Here is a 16,219-nt window from a genome sequence, read left to right on the forward strand (position 1 = left end):
GGCAGCACGGGCCGTACCCATGGTCGTGCAGGCCAGCAAGGCGGCAAGCATGCAAGCTCGCCCCCGGTTAAAACGCATAGACATCATCCAGTCCCTGGACCACGGAAAAGAGCGCGGGATATTATTTGGCCATCATCATGGCGTCAAATTAATATCGTCAAAAAACCGTGAAATCGTCAAAGGACCCTTCCAGCAATCACCTGGACTGAACTTCCAGGCAGCCAGACGCCTCCACCGGACTGAATCCACTGGTAACAAGGAGTCGAGGGATGAAACCGTTGCCATGCCTTATCTGCGCGGCCACCCTGCTCTGTGCACAGCCCATCTGGGCCTGCACACCGGAAGAGGCCACGCAGAAAAGAGAAGAACTGGCAGGGCTGGTCAGCCAGTTGACCGAACAGAACCCGCGCAAGGCCAAGGAGATCAACGAAGAGCTCCAGCACATGGAGCTCGGAACGGCCAGCAAGGACTTGCCGGACAAATGCCAGTTGATCGACAAGCGCATCCAGGAGCTTAAAGAAGCGGAAAGGAAAACCTGACCGCGCCAGTGTCAGCGCCGCTGCTGGGCTTGCATGTACTGGCGAAGCAACTGGTTGATGCGGGTCTGGTAGCCGGCCCCCTGTTCCTTGAACCAGGCCAGCACGTCGGCGTCCAGGCGGATGGTCACCGTTTGCTTGGCCGGCACTCGCAGCTCGGCGCGGCGGAAAAAGTCATCGTCGAGTTCGGGGATGTCCGAGGTATCGACCGGGGCTTGGTCTTGCTCACAGCTTCTGGACGGTTTCGACATAGCGCGTTACCTCACGTCGTGTGGCTCTTCTGGCGGAAATGATGCGGATCACATCACCCTGCCGTTCGGTGTAGGCGACCACGCTGACCCAGGCGTTGATCCAGCCCATGCCTATCCAGCGTGCCTCCGGGTACTCGAATCGCTCATCGCGCAACGCCAGCATCGGCTGGCGGAACATCTCGGGCACGTCATTGAAGTCGATACCGTGCTTGCGGATGTTGAGCAGGTTCTTGTCCTCGTCCCATTCAAATCGCACGGGACAATCGTATTTACAGCTGTACATACACTACTCCTCCTTGACTGCAGATGCCAGAGGAGTGTGGCGGTCGGGCGGCAAAATGCCCGGGCTGGAATACGGTTTGGGAAACGGGCTACGCGCCCTGGGGAAAGAGGTGAAGCAACCCGCCACCGTTGCAGTGGCGGGCTCATGACCGGAGGGGCTTACTCAGCCGCCGGCTTGCGCTTTTTCAGCGGTGCCAGGCCGTCGGAGCTGGCCAGAGGCGCATTGGCCTTCGGCTTGGCGGTAGGCTTTTTCTTGGCCGCGCCCTTCTTGTCGGCACCGGCCTTCTTCTCACCCTTTTTCTTCTTGCTGCCGGCAGCCTTGCCCGAGGCCTTGACCTTCTTCGGCCCGCTGTAGGTGCCCTTGACCTCCTTGATGACGCGGCGCTCGAACTGCTGCTTGAGGTAGCGCTCGATGCTCGACATCAGGTTCCAGTCGTTGTGGGTGATCAGCGAGATCGCCAGGCCTTCGCCACCGGCACGGCCGGTGCGACCGATACGGTGCACGTATTCGTCACCGCTGCGTGGCATGTCGAAGTTGATCACCAGGTCCAGGCCGTCGATGTCCAGGCCGCGGGCGGCGACATCGGTGGCCACCAGGACCTTGGAACCGCCATCCTTGAAGCGGTCGATGGCCAGCTTGCGGTCCTTCTGGTCCTTCTCGCCGTGCAGGACGAAAGCCTTGACCTCCTTGGCCACCAGGTGACCATAGATACGGTCGGCCAGGGCACGGGTGTTGGTGAAGATGATTGCCTTCTGGTAGGTCTCGTTGGCCAGCAGCCACTGCACGATCTGCTCTTTGTGCTGGTCGTGGTCGGCGGTGATGATCTGCTGACGGGTGCCCTCGGCCAGTTGCGAGACACTGTTGAGCATCAGGTGCTCAGGGTCCTTGAGCACTTTACCGATGATATCGCGCAGGGCCGCACCGCCCGTGGTGGCCGAGAACAGCAGGGTCTGCTTGCGGTTCTCGCACTCCTTGCACAGGCGCTCCATGTCTTCGGCAAAGCCCATGTCGAGCATGCGGTCGGCTTCGTCGAGGATCAGCACTTCCACGTGCGACAGGTCCAGGTTGCCGGCATTGAGCTGCTCGAGCAGGCGGCCGGGGGTGCCGATCAGCACGTCCGGCACCTTGCGCAGCATGGCGGCCTGCTCCTTGAAGTCTTCACCGCCGGTGACCAGCCCCGACTTGATGTAGGTGAACTGGGAGAACAGTTGCACCTGCTTGAGGGTCTGCTGGGCCAGCTCGCGGGTCGGCAGCAGGATCAGCACACGGATCTCCACGCTTGGACCTTTGCGGTCGACCAGGCGGTTGAGCAGCGGCAGCACGAAGGCGGCAGTCTTGCCGCTGCCGGTCTGCGCCGTCACCCGCAGGTCACGCCCTTGCAGGGCCAGGGGAATGGCCGCTGCCTGCACCGGCGTCGGCTCGACAAATTTCAGCTCGGCCACGGCTTTGAGCAGGCGTTCGTGCAGGGCGAATTGGGAAAACACGGGGGTAACCTCGGGCAAGTGCGAAAAATTCAGTTGCATAGGGTAACGTTTTCCGTGGCCAGAACCGAATTTCTTTTGGCAACTTTGCGCCGATCCACGCTCTAATACCCCTTCATACCGCAACACAGACCGCTTCCACGCCCATGGACATCCAACGCTTCTGGCGCGACGCCCTCGACCTCTGGGGCACGCTCGACCAACACCCATTGCTGCACGCCGCCCTCGGCCTGATCGTGCTGCTGGTGGTCTCGCTGCTGGTCGGCCGCCTCGCACGCTTCCTGATCCTGCACTCCACCCGCCTGCTCGGCCGCCAACAGGCACTCAGGTGGCTGGACGACCTGCGCCACAACAAGGTGTTCCACCGCCTGGCACAGACCACCCCGTCGCTGGTGGTGCAGTTCGGCCTGAAGCTGGTGCCGGAGCTGTCGGCCACCACCCAGCACTTCCTCGGCAACGTCGCCCTGGCGGTGACCCTGCTGTTCATGACCCGCGCCCTGTCCTGCCTGCTCGACGCGCTGCTGGACATCTACGCCCGCAGCGAGCACGCCCGCACCCGCTCGATCAAGGGCTACATGCAGCTGGCCAAGATGATGCTGTGGATCTTCGCCGCCATCGTCATCGTCGCCACCCTTATCGACCGCTCGCCGCTGTTGCTGCTGTCGGGTCTGGGCGCCATGTCGGCGGTGCTGTTGTTGGTGTACAAGGACACCCTGCTGTCGTTCGTCGCCAGCGTGCAGCTGACCAGCAACGACATGCTGCACGTCGGCGACTGGATCGAGATGCCCCAGGCCGGCGCCGACGGCGATGTGGTGGACATCACCCTGCACACGGTCAAGGTGCAGAACTTCGACAAGACCATCGTCTCGATCCCCACCTGGCGCCTGATGAGCGAGTCATTCCGCAACTACCGCGGCATGCAGCAGTCCGGCGGGCGTCGGATCAAACGCAGCCTGTTCATCGACGCCGCCGGCGTGCGCTTCCTCAGCCCGGACGAAGAACAGCGCCTGGGCCAGGTACGCCTGCTGGGCGACTACCTGGCGCAGAAGCGCCAGGAACTGCATCACTGGAACGAGGCCCTGGGCCCGGTGGCGGAGCTTTCGGCCAACCGCCGCCAGCTGACCAACATCGGCACCTTCCGCGCCTTCGCCCTGGCCTACCTGAAGAACCACCCCAACGTGCACCCGAACATGACCTGCATGGTCCGCCAGATGCAGACCACCGCCGAGGGCGTGCCGCTGGAGATCTACTGCTTCACCACCACCACGGTGTGGGCCGAGTACGAGCGCATCCAGGGCGATATCTTCGACTACCTGCTGGCGGTGCTGCCGGAGTTCGGGCTGAGCCTGTACCAGCAGCCGAGTGGCAACGACATGCGTGCGGGGCTGGCGGCCAGGCCACCTTTGGTGACCTCGATGCGGGAATTCGACGAAGCCTGATTTAGGGATGCGTGGGAGCGGGCTTGCCCCGCGAAAAGGCTGGCACTGCCATCGCGGGGCAAGCCCGCTCCCACGGATCGCTGACGAACGGAAAGTTTTTTCAGCTGTGCACAATGGCCTTGTGTTCTCACAAAGCACAAAGAAACAATTAGTTACAAGTATTTCAGAATTATTAAACGCCAGCCTTCGAGAAATACGAATACCCGCCTCTCCCCGCTTCTCCTAACCTGCAGCGAACAGGTCGCCCCAATGACAGGCGGCACGGTATCGGCCAAAGGACTGCGAGCAAGCGATGCGTCAGGACATCTCCCTGGAAAAACCACTCGACGAACCGGACCGCAGCGATCCGGCCAACCGCCGCAAGGCACTGGCCGCCGGCAGCCTGGCCCATGGCGTGCACGATGGCCTGACCGACGTTATCTATGTGCTGCTGCCTATCTGGCAGGCCGCCTTCGGCCTGAGCTATGCCCAGGTCGGCCTGCTGCGCGGCGCCTACGCCGGGATGATGGCCGGCTTCCAGTTGCTGGCCAGCCGCGGCGCACGCAAATGGGGGCGCGAAACCCTGCTTGTCAGGGGCACCGCCCTCGCCGGCTTCGCCTACCTGCTGGCGGCCCAGGCCACGGATATCAATCTGCTGCTGCTGGCGCTGATGATCGGTGGCCTCGGCGCCAGCACCCAGCACCCGCTGGCTTCGGCGCTGGTATCCGACGCCTACGAAGGTAGCGGGCGGGTCAAGCAGGCGCTGGCCCAGTACAACTTCGCCGGGGATATCGGCAAGGCGGTCATCCCCGGTCTAACCGGGCTGGTGCTGGTCTACATCTCCTGGCAGACCAACGCCACCCTGCTTGGCGTGCTCGGCATCGCCGCCGCCTTCGCCTTGTGGTGGCTGATGCCGAAGAACCAGGCCCACGAAACCACCAGCAAGAAGACCAAGGTCGCCGACGCGACCGGCACGCCAACCGGCCTGATGGCGCTGATCGCCACCGGCAGCATCGACAGCGGCGTGCGCATGGGCTTTTTGACCTTCCTGCCGTTCCTGCTGCAGAGCAAGGGCGCCAACACCGAGCACATCGGCCTGGCCCTGGCCCTGCTGTTCATCGGCGGCGCCTTCGGCAAGCTGTTCTGCGGCTACCTCGGCGCACGCCTGGGGCCGGTGCGCACGGTGATCTGCACGGAAGTGCTGACCGCGCTGCTGATCCTGCTGGCATTGGTATTGCCCTATGGCGCCCTGATGCTGGTGATGCCGCTGATCGGCGTGGCGCTGAACGGCACCTCGTCGGTACTTGGCGGCCTGGTTCCGGATTTCGCCCCACGGGACCGGCGCGACCGGGTATTCGCCTGGTTCTATACCGGGACCGTGGGTGGTGGCGCCCTCGCCCCGGTGCTGATCGGCGCGATATCCGACCAGGCCGGTGTCGTCGAAGGCCTGGTAGTGCTGGCCTGCGTGCTGCTGCTGACCTTGCCGCTGTGCCTGGTGATCTACAACGGCATGAAGGGACTACCGCGCCGCTGATCCGCAACATCGCTCCAGATCAAGAACAACAAGGACGTCAACCATGAGCAACGGACTGTCGCAACGATCCGCGCGTATCAACGCGCCCGGCACCTCGAGCATGCGCAGCAAGGCCAACGCCCTGCGTGACGCCGGCATCAAGGTCATCAACTTCGCCGCCGGCGAGCTGTCCAGCGACGCCGCTCCGGACATGCGCCACGGCGCCATCGCGGCGGTCCACGAACAGTGGAACCGCTACACCCCGCCCCTGGGCAATCCGCGGCTGCGCCAAGCCCTGGCCAGCAGCGTCAGCCAGCGCCTGGGCGTCGACTACGGCGCCGATGAGATCGCGGTGTCCAGCGGTGCCAAGCAAGCCCTGTTCAACAGCGCCATGGTGCTGCTCGATCCGGGTGATGAAGTGATCATCCCGCGGCCCTACTGGGAAACCTTCCCCACCCAGGTCGAACTGGCCGGTGCACGTCCGGTGTTCGTCGACACCAAGAGCGACCACCACAGCCTGCGCGGCGCGGCGGTCAAGGCCGCGCTGTCGCCGCGCAGCAAGGCGATCATCATCAACACCCCCAATAACCCCACCGGGGTGGTCTATGACCCACGGGAACTGCTCGCCATCGGTGAGCTGGCCCTGGAGCACAAGCTCTGGGTGATCTTCGACGAGTGCTACCGCAGCCTGCTGCGCAACGGCCAGCAACATCACAACCTGGTCGCGCTGCTGCCCGAGCTCAAGGCCTCGACCATCATCATCGACTCGTTCTCCAAGAGCCAGGCGGTCACCGGCTGGCGCCTGGGCTATGCCTGTGCGCCGAAGGCGGTGGTCGCGGCCATGCACAACCTGCAGGCCCACACCACCTCCAATCCCAGCAGCCTGGCGCAGTACGCGGCGCTCAACGCACTGGATGGCGACGGCGCGCGGCGGTTCGGTGCCCAGGTCAATGCCCAGCTCGATCGCCAGCTGGCCATCGCCACGGCGCTGCTCGGCAAGCTCGAGGCGATCCGCTTTTCGCCACCACAGGGCGCGTTCTACCTCTACCTGGATATCACCCGCCTGCTCGGCAAACGCTACCAGGGCGAGGCGATCCGCGACGCCAGCCACCTCTGCGAGCTGTTGCTGACCGAGGCGCGCATCGCCCTGGTGCCCGGCTGCAGCAATGGCGACCCGAGCGCCGTGCGGCTGTCCTACTCGGTAAGCCCGCAGGACCTCGAGGAGGGCCTGGGCCGCTTCACCGACTTCATTGCAATGCTTGCCTGACCCCGGACTTTCCACAACCCGCGAGAACATGACATGAAGAAAACGGATTTCATGCTGTCATTCGTCGACCAGGCCCTGACCGATGTGCAGGACAAACGGCTGGCCAGCGCCCTGAAAAAAGGCTTCGAGGTGCACGCCGACCTGCTGGAGGACTACCTCGATACCTACCAGCGCATCACCGCCAAACCCTGGTCACGGGAAAGCCTGTGCACCTTCTTCTGTGGCTGGCGCAGCCCGGACGGTGCCGCCCATGCGGTATCAAGCATCATCGTGCGCTTGCTGCAGGAGTCCGAGGCCATCGACGATCCCCAGGCCCGGCTGCTGTTGCAGGACGCCGCCCGTCACTGCGGCGAAATCATCGTCGAGGACATCGGCCTGGGCGAGATGCACGGCCACCCGCACCACTCCAAGCTGTATGCGCGCATGGCCACCGCCATCTGCGGCTCGGAGGACTGGCGCCTGCAGGACCGCTACCTGAACCCGGTGACCAAGGAATTCTCCACCTGGGTGGGCAGCAAGCGGCCGCTCGCCCCGCAACTGGTCGAGGCCATCGAGATGATGGCGATGACCGAGCTGTTCAATACCGGGGAATACAACGTGATGACGCCCCTGTGGAAGGACTGGCTCAAGGAGGCGCAAGGCAAGACCCCGGGCGAGGCGCATCGCATCGCCTCGTTCCTCAGCGTGCATTGCGGCGCGGTCGAGGCGCAGCATTTCTTCCATGCCACCAGCGCCCTCGAACTCTACTGCCGCGCCACCCGCCAGGCACTGGACTACACGCGCATCGAGGCGCTGTCCTGCGAATACGTGAAAAGAGCCTGCGAGCACCTGGACAAGATGGAGTCGGTGCTCGCCGCCTGACGAACACCTCACAACAGGGATAAGGCATATGAACGTGATCAAGCGTGACGCGCGCATCGACCTGCGCCAGTTGTTCAGTGAAAAAGCCTGCCTGCGGGTACTCGAGGCACACAGCCCGATCTCGGCCATGCTGGCCAAGAGCGTGCGCCTCGGCGCCGGCGACAGCAGCCTGGGCTACGATGCCATCTGGTCCAGCTCGCTGACCGACTCGACCCAGCGCTGCCTGCCGGACATCGAGATCCTCTCGCCCAGCGACCGCCTGGAACGACTGAACGAAATCCTCGCGGTCTGTGACCTGCCGCTGATCTACGACGCCGACACCGGCGGCAAGATCGAGCATTTCGCCATCCATGTGCAGTGGCTGGCCCGCGCCGGGGTGTCGGCGATCGTCATCGAGGACAAATGCGGGCTGAAGAAAAACTCGCTGTTGGGCCTGAGCGTGCACCAGGAGCAGGAAACCATGGAGCACTTCTGCGACAAGATCAGGGTCGGCACCCAACATCGCCTGGGGGGCTCGATGATGATCTTCGCCCGCTGCGAGAGCCTGATCCTGGAAAAAGGCCTGGATGACGCCCTCGCACGCTGTCGCGCCTACACCGAGGCCGGCGCCGACGGCATCATGATCCACAGCCGCAAGAGCACGGGCGAGGAGATCCTCGAATTCGCCCGCCGCTTCAAGCAGACCCATCCGCACACACCCCTGGTCTGCGTGCCGACCAGCTACCCGCAACTGACCTTCTCGTGCCTGGCCGATGCCGGTTTCAATGCGGTGATCTACGCCAACCACATGCTACGCGGCGCCTACTCGGCCATGCGCCAGGTCGCCACCAGCATCCTCGAGCACGACCGGGCCTATGAGATCGAGCCGGCCTGCATGCCCATCGATGAAATCCTCAACCTGGTGCCCGGCACACGATGACCGACACATCGGGGCCGCAACGCGGCCCCTTTGCCGGGTTTGCTCAGGCGGCGCTCAGGTAGGAAACCAGTTCGGTGACATGCCGCGGCATGCGCTCGAAATGCCTGACCAGCATCATGTGCTGCTGGCGCGCCCAGGGTTCATCGAGGCGTCGGGCCACCAGGCCACAGCCATCGAGATAAGGCTGCACCGCTGCATCCGATGCGATACCGATACCGACGCCTTCGGCAATCATCCGGCATAGCGACTCGGCGCCGGACACCTTGATCCTGAACTGGGCCGCGACACCATCGATATCGGCCTGCTGCTCGATCAGACGGCACAGCGCACTGTCGGTCGCCAACCCGACCTGCGGGTGGCGCAGCACGTCGCCCAGGCGCAATGAGGCGCTGGCGGCCAATGCATGATGCCTGGGCAGCACCGCCACGTAGTTGAGCACCGGCAGGGCGATCGAGGCGCAACCCTCCACAGGGTCGCTGCCGAGCACCACGCCCATGTCAACGGCGCCCTCGCGAATGCCGCGAACGATATCCCCGGCCGTGCGTTGCTGCAGGTCGATGGCGACGTTGGCGTGATCGGCGAGATAGCGCACCAGCCGGCGCTGGGTCGACTCGAATGCGCTGAAGCCTGCGACATACATGCGCATGCTTGCTCCGTCAGGCTCTTCACGGTGGTCGAATTCGGCCTTGAGCACTTCGAGCTGGCGCAGGATCTTGCGGGCATGGATCAACAACCGCTGACCTGCCAGGGTCAGCACCAGCCCTTTGTGCTGGCGATGAAAAAGCCCCTCGCCAAGCTCGGCTTCCATCGACTTGATGCGCATGCTGGCGGCTCCAGGCGAGAGGCATGCACGCTTGGCGCCCTGGGTCAGGCTGGGGGACTCGGCAATCTTGATGAACAGTTTCAGGTCGGTCAGGTCAAGGTTCACGGTCTCTTCCTTGTAGTGTCAGGCAAATCCATTGTCGGAACGGGCGATCTTGAGCCGCCTGTGTCCATCTTGCCTGCCACCGTCGGCCGGGCAAAGCCTGCCTTGGTATTGCCCCCGTGAATGACGAAGGCGCCCATGCGGGCGCCTTCGTCTTGCGCAGATACCTCTAGCGCGACGAGGCAGTCCCCGGCAGCCCTGCACGCGGACCGCCCAAGCGGCTCAACCACACCGACGCCAGGATCACCGTACCGCCAATGGCCAGGCGCCCGAGCGGTTCGTCCTGATTCCAGATCAGCAGGTTGAGCAGCAAGCCCACCGGCACATGCAGGTTGTTCATCACCGCCAGGGTACCGCCGGAGACCAGGCAGGCGCCCTTGTTCCACCAGTACAGCCCCAGCGCCGTCGGGCACAGGCCAAGGAACAGCAGCACCAGCCACTGGGTGTCGGTGCTCGGCAGGTGCTGGGTATTGCCGAACAGCAGGAAGGCCGGCAACACCACCAGCAACGCGCCCAGGTAGAAATAGCCGAAGCGGCGGTAGTGCGGCAGGTCGCTGGGGTGACGGGCCACCAGGTGGCGGTACAGCACCTGGCCGGCGGCGTAGGTGAAGTTGGCCAGTTGCAGCAACAGGAAACCGATGAAGAACTCGCCGGTGACCGTGTCGAAGCGGATCACCGCCGCGCCGGCCACCGCCACCAGGGCGGCGAGCAGCGCCCAGGGGTTGAAGCGCCGGTTCAGGGCATCCTCGATCAAGGTGACATGCAGCGGGGTGAGGATGGTGAACAGCAGCACCTCCGGCACCGTCAGCACGCGGAAGCTGAGGTACAGGCAGACATAGGTGATGCCGTACTGCAGCGCACCAATCAGCAGCATCGAGCGCATGAAGCGCGGCTCGACCTGGCGCCAGCGGGTCAGCGGCAGGAACACCAGGCCGGCCAGGACAACACGGGCCAGTACGGCGAAGTAGCTGTCGACATGGCCGGCCAGGTATTCGCCGATCAGGTTGAAGGAGTACGCCTGGATCAGCGCGACGATTATCAGGTAGCCCATGGTTGGCCCTCGTGGATCAAGGCGGGGACCTTAGCGGGTTGGGCCTGGGCAGTTCAACCATGGGATTTTTGGGGTGCTCGTGGACGTCTCCCCTTTCTCTTCGCGCGCTTCCCCGTGTAGGAGCGGCCTTGTGCCGCGAAAGGGCTGCGTAGCGGCCCCAGGATTTCAGTATCGAGCAGAAATCGCCGGGGCCGCTTTGCGGCCCTTTCGCGGCACAACGCCGCTCCTACAGGAGGCGTGCCGTCCTCACAGGCATAAAAAAAGCCCGGCCATCACTTGGCCGGGCAGGCACACCCAAAGGAGCAACAAGGTGTCAGGGTTGGGAATTCTTCGCGATTCAGGCCACCGCAGCCAGCCTGGCCTTGGCCTGGTTCAGGCCCTTCTCGTGGAACTCGCCGCTCATGTTCAGGCCCTCGGCGTGGATGAAGTCCACATCGTGGATGCCGATGAAGGCCATCACCTGGCGCAGGTAGGGTTCCTGGTGGTCACTGCTGGCACCGGCATGGATGCCGCCGCGGGCGGTCAGGACGATGGCGCGCTTGCCGTTGAGCAGGCCCTGCGGCCCGGTCGGGGTGTACTTGAAGGTGATGCCGGCGCGCAGCACGTGGTCCAGCCAGGCTTTCAAGGTACTGGGGATGGTGAAGTTGTACATCGGCGCGGCCATCACCAGCACGTCGGCAGTCAGCAGTTCGTCGGTCAGCGCGTTGGAACGCTCCAGCGCGTCACGCTCGGCGGCGCTACGCTGCTCCTCGGGCTTCATCCAGCCGCCGAGCAGGTTGGCGTCCAGGTGCGGCACGGGGTTCACGGCCAGGTCGCGCAGCTTGATCTCGTCAGCCGGATGCGCCGCTTGCCATTGCTGGATGAAGTCCAGGGTCAGTTGACGGGAAACGGAATCCTGCTGGCGGGCGCTGCTTTCGATGATCAGTACGCGGGACATGGGGTGCCTCCATCGGCGGTAAAGGGTGGCGATTCGATGGAGGTGAGATTAGTGGTTGACCTATCGATAAAAAAGCGTAAAAAGTGGGATCAACCTATCGATTAATCTGTTTTATTGCGCTTTGCAGTCGAGCACGATGCGCAGCTTGATGATCTGCCGGTTGAACTTGGCGGTGACATCCACGCTCCTGCCGGCGGGCACATTGACCCGGCGCACCCGTGGCGCCTCGGGGCCGTTGCGGAAAGTGACCTTGCACGCCGCCGGTACCTGCCCATAGTTGTTGAGGCTGATCGAGCCAATGTCGTAGGCCGTGTCGTAGGCGGTGTAGTCGACCTTGACCCCGGTCAGGTCCTTTTCCACATCGATCGGGTATGCCATGGCCCCGAGGGGCAGGCACAACAGCAAAGCCGCACAACATTTCTTCATACGGGCGCTCTCCTTGGGAAGAGCGCAGCTTAGGACAACAGGAGCCCTGGATGAAAGCACCGCGCGTTACCCTGGATCAGTGGCGGACCCTGCAGGCAGTGGTCGACCACGGTGGGTTCGCCCAGGCCGCCGAGGCCCTGCACCGTTCGCAGTCATCGGTGAGCTACACCGTGGCGCGGATGCAGGAGCAACTGGGCGTGCCATTGCTGCGCATCGATGGACGCAAGGCGGTGCTGACCGAGGCCGGCAGCGTGCTGCTGCGCCGTTCGCGGCAACTGGTCAAGCAGGCCAGCCAGCTGGAAGACCTGGCCCACCACATGGAACAGGGCTGGGAGGCCGAAGTGCGCCTGGTGGTCGACGCCGCCTACCCCAGCGCCCGCCTGGTGCGCGCCCTGGCCGCCTTCATGCCGCAGAGCCGCGGCTGCCGGGTACGCCTGCGCGAAGAGGTGCTGTCCGGGGTCGAGGAAGTGCTGCACGAAGGCATCGCCGACCTTGCCATCAGCAGCTTCAACATCGGCGGCTACCTGGGCACCGAGCTGAGCCCGGTGGAGTTCATCGCCGTCGCCCACCCCGAGCACGCGCTGCACCGCATGGGCCGCGAGATCACCTTCCAGGACCTGGAAAGCCAGCTGCAGGTGGTGATCCGCGACTCCGGCCGGGCCCAGCCGCGCGATGTCGGCTGGCTCGGCGCCGAGCAGCGCTGGACGGTCGGCAGCCTGGGCACTGCGGCGACCTTTGTCGGCAGCGGCCTGGGCTTTGCCTGGCTGCCCCGGCACATGATCGAGCGCGAGCTGCGCGAAGGCGTGCTCAAGCCCCTACCGCTGGATCAGGGTGGCAGCCGCCATCCACTGTTCTACCTTTACTCGAGCAAGGAAAAGACCCTGGGCCCGGCCACGCAGATCCTCATCGAACTGCTGCGCAACTTCGACACCGCGCCGCTGGACGTGCCCTTCGCAGCCCCCCCGCAAGCCTGAGAGGACCGCGCCCATGGCCTGTTTCGAACATGACGGATGCCTGCTGCATTACGAGGAACACGGCCAGGGCGAGCCCCTGGTGCTGCTGCACGGGCTGGGCTCAAGCAGCCAGGACTGGGAGCTGCAGGTACCCGAGCTCAGCCGCCAGTACCGGGTGATCCTCATGGACATCCGCGGCCACGGGCAATCGTCCAAGCCACGCAAGGGCTACCAGATAAAGACCTTCAGCGAGGATCTATTGGCCTTGCTGCGCCATCTGGACACCGGCCCGGTGCACTTCGTCGGCCTGTCCATGGGCGGCATGCTCGGTTTCCAGTTCGCCGTCGACCACCCCGACTGGCTGCGCAGCCTGTGCATCGTCAACAGCGCCCCCGAGGTCAAGCGCCGCACCCGTAGCGACTGGATCTGGTGGCTCAAGCGCTGGGGCCTGGCGCGCCTGCTCAGTGTCGAGACCGTCGGCAAGGGCCTGGCCGCGCGGCTGTTCCCCAAGCCGGAGCAGGCCGAACTGCGGCGCAAGATGGCCGAGCGCTGGGCGCGCAACGACAAACGTGCCTATTTGAAAAGCTTCGACGCCATCGTCGACTGGGGCGTGCAGGAACGCATCGGCCAGATCCGCTGTCCCACCCTGGTGATCGCCGCCGACCACGATTACACACCGATACAACTGAAGGAGCGTTACGTCGCCCTGATGCCCAATGCCAGACTGGCGGTCATCGACGATTCGCGGCACGCTACGCCTCTGGATCAACCTGAAGTCTTCAACCGTACCGTGCTGCAGTTCCTCGCAGCCGCTTCCACCTCTCAAGGATCTTTGAGCCCATGCTGAAAAAACTTCTGCTCACCGCCTGCTCGGTCGCCTTCGCCACCAGCGTCATGGCCTCCGACAAGACCCCGCACGTTGAGCTGGTCACCAGCTTTGGCAAGATCGAGATCGAGCTGAACGCAGAAAAAGCGCCGCTCAGTACCAAGAACTTCCTCCAGTACGTGGACAGCGGCTTCTACAACAACACCATCTTCCACCGCGTGATCCCGGGCTTCATGGTCCAGGGCGGCGGCTTCACCGACCAGATGGTGCAGAAGAGCACCCAGGACCCGATCCGCAACGAAGCGAGCAACGGCCTGCAGAACACCCGCGGCACCTTGTCCATGGCCCGTACCTCCGACCCGAACTCGGCCACCAGCCAGTTCTTCATCAACGTCGCCGACAACGATTTCCTCAACCCGGGTCGCGACCGTGGCTACGCGGTGTTCGGCAAGGTCACCAAGGGCATGGAGGTGGTCGACCAGATCGTCAACTCGCCGACCACCGTCAAGAAAGGCATGCGCGATGTACCGGCGGATCCGGTCTACATCAAGTCGGCCAAACGCATCGACTGATCCCGCGCCACACAGGGACGTGAGTCGGGTCGAACAGGAGTGTCGTCACCCATGCTGTACCGTCGTTTCGAGCAGTTGATCGACATTTTCCGCGAGGCGCCCAGCGAGGCGCCTCCCGGCAAGGTCTGGCCCTTCTATCTCTACTACCTGCGCCAGGTGTGGCCGAGCTTCCTCGCCCTGCTGATCGTCGGCCTGATCGCCTCGCTGATCGAAGTGGCGCTGTTCAGCTACCTGAGCCGGATCATCGACCTGGCCCAGGGCACGCCCAACGCCAATTTCTTCAGCGAGCACAGCGGCGAGCTGATCTGGATGCTGGTGGTGGTGCTGGTGCTGCGGCCGGTGTTCTTCGGCCTGCATGACCTGCTGGTGCACCAGACCATCAGCCCGGGCATGACCAGCCTGATCCGCTGGCAGAACCACACCTACGTGCTCAAGCAGAGCCTGAACTTCTTCCAGAGCGACTTTGCCGGGCGCATCGCCCAGCGCATCATGCAGACCGGAAACTCCCTGCGCGATTCGGCGGTGCAGGCGGTGGACGCACTGTGGCACGTGCTGATCTACGCCATCAGTGCGCTGGTGCTGTTCGCCGAGGCCGACTGGCGGCTGATGCTGCCGCTGCTGGTGTGGATCGCCTGCTATATCGGTGCGCTGTACTACTTCGTGCCCAGGGTGAAGGAGCGTTCGGTGATTTCTTCCGACGCCCGTTCCAAGCTGATGGGGCGCATCGTCGACGGCTACACCAACATCGCCACGCTCAAGCTGTTTGCCCACACCGACTACGAGCAGCAGTACGCCCGCGAGGCGATCAGCGAGCAGACCGAGAAGACCCAGCTGGCCTCACGGGTGATCACCAGCATGGACGTGGTCATCACCTCGCTGAATGGCTTGCTGGTGGTCAGCACCACTGGCCTTGCCCTGTGGCTGTGGAGCCAGTCGCTGATCAGCGTCGGCGCCATCGCCTTGGCCACGGGCCTGGTGATCCGCATCGTCAACATGTCCGGCTGGATCATGTGGGTGGTCAACGGCATCTTCGAGAACATCGGCATGGTCCAGGACGGCCTGCAGACCATCGCCCAGCCGGTCACCGTCAGCGACAGGCCCAATGCCCCGGCGCTCAAGGTCAGCCGCGGCGCGGTGCGCTTCGACCATGTCGAGTTCCACTACGGCAAAGGCGGCAAGGTGATCGATGCCCTGAACCTGGACATCCGCCCTGGCGAGAAGATCGGCCTGATCGGCCCGTCCGGCGCCGGCAAGTCGACCCTGGTCAACCTGCTGCTGCGCCTGTACGACATCGACAGCGGGCGCATCCTCATCGACGGCCAGGACATCGCCGAGGTCAACCAGGCCAGCCTGCGTGCGCAGATCGGCATGATCACCCAGGACACCTCGCTGCTGCACCGCTCGATCCGCGACAACCTGCTGTACGGCCGGCCGCAGGCCAGCGACGAGGAGGTCTGGGAGGCGGTGCGCCGGGCCCGGGCCGACGAGTTCATCCCGCAGCTGTCCGATGCCCAGGGCCGCACCGGCTTCGACGCCCATGTCGGCGAGCGTGGCGTCAAGCTCTCCGGCGGCCAGCGCCAGCGCATCGCCATTGCCCGGGTACTGCTGAAGAACGCGCCGATCCTGATCATGGACGAGGCGACCTCGGCACTGGATTCGGAGGTCGAGGCGGCGATCCAGGAAAGCCTGGAGACGCTGATGCAGGGCAAGACGGTAATCGCCATCGCCCACCGCCTGTCGACCATCGCCCGCATGGACCGGCTGATCGTGCTGGACAAGGGGCATATCGTCGAAAGCGGCAGCCATGCCGAGTTGCTGGCACAGCGCGGGTTGTATGCGCGGTTATGGCATCACCAGACCGGGGGGTTTGTCGGCGTCGACTGAGTTGAAGGGGTCCCTTGTAGGAGCGGCCTTGTGCCGCGAAAGGGCTGCGTAGCAGCCCCAGGATTTCAGCGTTGACGCAAAGTTCGCCGGGGCCGCTTTGCGGCCCTTTCGCGGCA

17 protein-coding genes are annotated in these 16,219 nt (G+C 64.2%); 10 read left to right on the forward strand and 7 right to left on the reverse strand.

Annotated elements, in window-relative coordinates:
• Window positions 1-269 precede the first annotated feature (269 nt).
• On the forward strand, window positions 270-539 hold the full coding sequence (locus tag POF53_RS21740; protein ID WP_498969360.1) for a hypothetical protein: 270 nt from the start codon (window positions 270-272) through the stop codon (window positions 537-539).
• Window positions 540-550: 11 nt separating this feature from the next.
• Here the strand turns inward: POF53_RS21740 and POF53_RS21745 are convergent, their stop codons facing one another.
• From POF53_RS21745 to POF53_RS21755, 3 genes are all read right to left on the reverse strand, one after another.
• The gene (locus tag POF53_RS21745) at window positions 551-787 is read right to left on the reverse strand and encodes a BrnA antitoxin family protein (RefSeq protein WP_023631177.1); all 237 of its coding nucleotides are present in this window, start codon (window positions 785-787) and stop codon (window positions 551-553) included.
• Entirely contained in the window at window positions 762-1,043 is a 282-nt protein-coding gene (locus tag POF53_RS21750) for a BrnT family toxin (RefSeq protein ID WP_203651449.1), read from the reverse strand. Before POF53_RS21750 ends, POF53_RS21745 begins: the two co-directional genes overlap by 26 nt.
• A gap of 185 nt (window positions 1,044-1,228) precedes the next feature.
• Window positions 1,229-2,554 carry a DEAD/DEAH box helicase gene (locus POF53_RS21755; protein ID WP_498969363.1) on the reverse strand — a complete coding sequence of 442 codons (1,326 nt, stop codon included), beginning with the start codon at window positions 2,552-2,554 and terminating at the stop codon, window positions 1,229-1,231.
• Window positions 2,555-2,697: 143 nt separating this feature from the next.
• Between POF53_RS21755 and POF53_RS21760 the strand changes: the two genes are divergently transcribed.
• The 5 genes from POF53_RS21760 (at window position 2,698) to aepX (ending at window position 8,529) form a co-directional block, all read left to right on the forward strand.
• Window positions 2,698-3,990 (forward strand): mechanosensitive ion channel family protein, encoded by a 1,293-nt coding sequence (locus tag POF53_RS21760; protein WP_203651446.1) that lies wholly within the window; start codon window positions 2,698-2,700, stop codon window positions 3,988-3,990.
• A 292-nt stretch (window positions 3,991-4,282) separates the two neighbouring features.
• Window positions 4,283-5,503, forward strand: a complete 1,221-nt coding sequence (locus tag POF53_RS21765; RefSeq protein WP_498969366.1) for an MFS transporter — start codon at window positions 4,283-4,285, stop codon at window positions 5,501-5,503.
• Between the two features lie 43 nt (window positions 5,504-5,546).
• Window positions 5,547-6,749: a pyridoxal phosphate-dependent aminotransferase gene (locus POF53_RS21770; RefSeq protein WP_498969368.1), complete on the forward strand. Its 1,203-nt coding sequence runs from the start codon at window positions 5,547-5,549 to the stop codon at window positions 6,747-6,749.
• A 33-nt stretch (window positions 6,750-6,782) separates the two neighbouring features.
• Complete coding sequence (locus POF53_RS21775; RefSeq protein ID WP_498969370.1) at window positions 6,783-7,610, forward strand: hypothetical protein; 828 nt, start codon at window positions 6,783-6,785, stop codon at window positions 7,608-7,610.
• Window positions 7,611-7,638: 28 nt separating this feature from the next.
• Entirely contained in the window at window positions 7,639-8,529 is an 891-nt protein-coding gene (gene aepX, locus POF53_RS21780; protein WP_498969372.1) for a phosphoenolpyruvate mutase, read from the forward strand.
• 43 nt (window positions 8,530-8,572) lie between these two features.
• On the opposite strand, the gene POF53_RS21785 is transcribed toward aepX, so the two are convergent.
• The 4 genes from POF53_RS21785 to POF53_RS21800 form a co-directional block, all read right to left on the reverse strand.
• Window positions 8,573-9,457 (reverse strand): LysR family transcriptional regulator, encoded by an 885-nt coding sequence (locus POF53_RS21785; protein WP_498969374.1) that lies wholly within the window; start codon window positions 9,455-9,457, stop codon window positions 8,573-8,575.
• 166 nt (window positions 9,458-9,623) lie between these two features.
• Window positions 9,624-10,505: a carboxylate/amino acid/amine transporter gene (locus POF53_RS21790; RefSeq protein WP_331832627.1), complete on the reverse strand. Its 882-nt coding sequence runs from the start codon at window positions 10,503-10,505 to the stop codon at window positions 9,624-9,626.
• Between the two features lie 337 nt (window positions 10,506-10,842).
• Window positions 10,843-11,442: an FMN-dependent NADH-azoreductase gene (locus POF53_RS21795; protein ID WP_498969376.1), complete on the reverse strand. Its 600-nt coding sequence runs from the start codon at window positions 11,440-11,442 to the stop codon at window positions 10,843-10,845.
• 111 nt (window positions 11,443-11,553) lie between these two features.
• A complete protein-coding gene (locus POF53_RS21800; RefSeq protein WP_110739155.1) occupies window positions 11,554-11,868 on the reverse strand; it encodes a 3-phosphoglycerate kinase in 315 nt (104 codons plus the stop codon).
• A gap of 50 nt (window positions 11,869-11,918) precedes the next feature.
• Between POF53_RS21800 and POF53_RS21805 the strand changes: the two genes are divergently transcribed.
• Genes POF53_RS21805 through POF53_RS21820 form a run of 4 tightly spaced genes read left to right on the forward strand, consistent with a single transcriptional unit; the run spans window position 11,919 to window position 16,103 of the window.
• Entirely contained in the window at window positions 11,919-12,842 is a 924-nt protein-coding gene (locus POF53_RS21805; RefSeq protein WP_028693074.1) for a LysR family transcriptional regulator, read from the forward strand.
• A gap of 13 nt (window positions 12,843-12,855) precedes the next feature.
• Window positions 12,856-13,668: an alpha/beta fold hydrolase gene (locus POF53_RS21810; RefSeq protein ID WP_498969379.1), complete on the forward strand. Its 813-nt coding sequence runs from the start codon at window positions 12,856-12,858 to the stop codon at window positions 13,666-13,668.
• The gene (locus tag POF53_RS21815; protein ID WP_254464645.1) at window positions 13,662-14,219 is read left to right on the forward strand and encodes a peptidylprolyl isomerase; all 558 of its coding nucleotides are present in this window, start codon (window positions 13,662-13,664) and stop codon (window positions 14,217-14,219) included. The genes POF53_RS21810 and POF53_RS21815 overlap by 7 nt, the downstream gene beginning before the upstream one ends.
• A 51-nt stretch (window positions 14,220-14,270) precedes the next feature.
• On the forward strand, window positions 14,271-16,103 hold the full coding sequence (locus POF53_RS21820; protein ID WP_232857291.1) for an ABC transporter ATP-binding protein: 1,833 nt from the start codon (window positions 14,271-14,273) through the stop codon (window positions 16,101-16,103).
• Window positions 16,104-16,219 lie beyond the last annotated feature (116 nt).

It is taken from the genome of Mitsuaria sp. RG (assembly GCF_028369275.1).
In the GTDB taxonomy this organism is placed as follows: domain Bacteria; phylum Pseudomonadota; class Gammaproteobacteria; order Pseudomonadales; family Pseudomonadaceae; genus Aquipseudomonas; species Aquipseudomonas peradeniyensis.